Genomic DNA, 2,995 nt, shown 5'->3' with positions numbered 1-2,995 from the left:
CTTCAACCGCTCGCAAAAACGGACTCACAACCCACCCCCAGCAACACCAGGCGAACGGCCGCGCCCACCCAGTCCGGCAGCGCCCTCCGACACGGCACCACGCCGCCCGGCGCCGCTCTCGGACACGACGCCACCGTCCTTGCTACCGCTCTCCGGCGCGGCACCACCATCCTCGGCTCCACCAACCCCGGTTTCGGTGATTGTGGTGACTGCTGGACGGTCCACGCGGAACGGTGTGGGGTCTACGTGGGGAGCTTTGCCGAGGAAGAGTTCCGTGAGGAGGCGGGCTGTGGCGGGGGCTAGGCCGATGCCGGCTCCTTCGTGGCCGGTGGCGTGCCAGAGGCCGGGGATGCGGGGATCCGGTCCGATGATCGGGAGGTGGTCCGGGGCGTACGGACGGAATCCGCCGTACGCGCGCATCACCGGAACGTCGCCGAGGAACGGAAAGATCAGCAGGGCTTTGCAGGCGAGTTCGCGAAGGACCTGGATCTTGAGCGTGTCGTCGAAGCCGATGCGTTCCCGACTGGAGCCGATCAGCACCGTTCCCGCCCGCGTCGACTCGACCACCGTCGACGTCTGAAGATCCGCCTCGCCGCTCCCGACCGCACCGACATAGTCCGCGTCGTACACCTTGTGCCGGATGCACTCGGGCAGCGGCGCCGTCACGAGGATCATCCCGCGCCGCGGCAGTACTTCGATCGGCCCGCCTGCCGCCGCACCGAACTCACCGGCCCACGGCCCGCACGCGTTCACCACTGCCTCACACGGAATCACGCCCGCGTCCGTCTCCAACCCGATCACGTGACCGCCGGCGGACCGGCGTACGGACAAAGCTGTGACGCCGGCATGCACCTCGCCGCCACGAGCCCGTACTGCGGCCAGCAGTGCTGTGGCTGCCAACACGGGCTGCAACTGAGCATCTTCCGGGTAGTAGACGGCCGTGGTCACCGCGCGAGTGAGCAGAGGTTCGAGCTCGAAAGCGTCGGCGGGAGTGATGACCTGCGCATCGACACCCGCACTGCGCTGCTCAGCTGCCAACGCCGCAAGGGGTTCCGGGGCGGCGGTCGCCACTACGAGGCCGCCTTTGGGTTCCCACTCGACGTCTGCGACCTTCTCGGGCAGCCGAGCCAGTACTGCGGGCCACTCGCGGCGGGACGCGATCGCCAGGTCGAGTTCGGGACCTGGTTCCTTGTCGGAGAGGAGGATGTTGCCCTCGCCCGCGGCCGTGGTTCCGCTCGCGGGCGCACCGCGGTCGATCACCAGCACGTTGACGCCGGCCGCGGAAAGCGCCTCGGCACAGGCGGCACCGATGATCCCGGCACCGACCACCACCACATCCGCCATCCACCACTCCCGGCCAAACGTTCAGTAAAATGAACGCTCCGAGCGTACGACTGCGGACCCGCCGAGGTCAACGGGTAGAGGCGAGGCCGGACCGCCACCACTCAGTAACGTCGACCGCGTAGCTCCGGCCACGCGTGCCCGGACATGCTCCTGGGCGGGAGCGGCAGGTTGGTGAGTGGTGGCGGTCCGGGCCCAAGAACTCCGGCCGTCTGACCTACGACAGGTGGAGGGAGTCGAGGGTGGAGGGGTGGACGTCGGGCGGGTATTCCAGCAGGAGTACCGACGCGACCTCGCCGTCCAGGGCCTCGTACTCGTGCGGGACGTTGGCGCGGAAGGCGAGATAGTCGCCCGGGCCGAGTTCCTGGGTCTGGTCGCGAGCCGTGATCCGCAACCGCCCGGACAGGATCACGTGATGCTCGGTCCCGGGGTGACCGGTCGAGTGCTGGACCTTGCCGGGGCGGATCCGCTGGTCGTACACCTCGAACAGGCTGCCGGGGCTCTCCAGCCGGCGGAGCATCCGGAGATCAACAGCGTCGCCGCTCAGGACGTCGAGGTCGGCCGACCGGACGACGACGAGGTCGGACGACGACGGTTCACTCAGCAGCGAGGAGACAGGGACCCCGAGAGCGTTCGACAGACTGAACACTGTCTCGATCGTCGGGTTGCCCGAACCGGACTCCAACTGCGACAACGTCCCCTTGGCGATCCCGGACCGCCGGGCGAGTTCCGACAGCGAGATCCCCTGCTCGTCCCGCCGCGCGCGCAGGTTGACCCCCAGCACCCGTCCCGCTCCCTGACCACCCACAGCCCGGAGCATGCCACAAACTAACGAGCCTGCAGGTCAGGGGATGATGCGGTCGCGGCGAAGCGACTCGAAGATGCCGACGAACATCGCCTCGGTATCGACGTACGTGTGGAAGCCGGCCCGGCGGGACTTCGAGGCATCGGCGAAGAAGTCGTAGTCCCACCCGAAGACGAAGTCCGCGAATCCCCAGGACGAGACCTCGGCGTACGGCGTGTCCACCAGCCCGTGGGTGACCTGGAGGTCCTTCCAGAGTGGTTCCTTGTCCGCCATTACGTCCTGCAGCGACATCGTCAACGGCGGCGCGACCTCGAGCCCGAACCAGCGGGCCAGCTTCGGCCAGAGTTCGTTCCAGCGGAACAGATCGCCGTTGGTGATGTTGAACGCCTGGTTCGCCGCGGCCGGGGAGGTCGCCGCCCAGACAGTCGCCTCCGCGAGCAGCCCGGCATCGGTCATCTCCAGCAGGCTGTCGTAGGCGCCCGGCTTGCCAGGGAACCGAAGCGGTACGCCGAGTTCCTTCGACATCGATGCGTACACACCGATCGCGACGGCCAGGTTCATCGGGTTGCCGAGCGCGGTGCCGCCGACCACTGCCGGACGGATCGCCGACCAGCCCCAGCCCCGGGTCTCGGCCCGGGCTTGCAGCCAGGCCAACTGATCGATCATGAACTCCGGCGGCATCGGTCCGGGGTCGTCCTCCCGCGCCGGCGTCTTGAACGGGCCGAGATGGCCGCCATAGACCTTGTAGCCCTGCATCAGGCTGACATGGCGCAGGCCCGGCGCCGCGGCATCGACCGCCTCGACCGCGTTGACCAGCATGGCGAGGTTCGGCGCCACCAGCTCGGCCCA

The 2,995-nt window shown here is 68.5% G+C and carries 3 protein-coding genes; all 3 read right to left on the bottom strand.

The annotated features are described in order from the left end of the window. Positions 1–24: 24 nt before the first annotated feature. Positions 25–1,344 (bottom strand): NAD(P)/FAD-dependent oxidoreductase, encoded by a 1,320-nt coding sequence (locus VFG33_RS06550; RefSeq protein WP_325023465.1) that lies wholly within the window; start codon positions 1,342–1,344, stop codon positions 25–27. Between the two features lie 214 nt (positions 1,345–1,558). Further along, a complete protein-coding gene (locus VFG33_RS06545; protein WP_325023462.1) occupies positions 1,559–2,149 on the bottom strand; it encodes a helix-turn-helix domain-containing protein in 591 nt (196 codons plus the stop codon). Positions 2,150–2,185: 36 nt separating this feature from the next. After that, a partial coding sequence (locus VFG33_RS06540; RefSeq protein WP_325023460.1) for an SDR family oxidoreductase occupies positions 2,186–2,995 on the bottom strand: 810 nt, incomplete at its 5' end.

Source organism: Kribbella sp. (genome assembly GCF_035687465.1).
Classification (GTDB): domain Bacteria; phylum Actinomycetota; class Actinomycetes; order Propionibacteriales; family Kribbellaceae; genus Kribbella.
The sequence above is the reverse complement of the archived record's forward strand: the minus strand, read 5'-3'. Positions and strand labels throughout refer to the sequence as shown.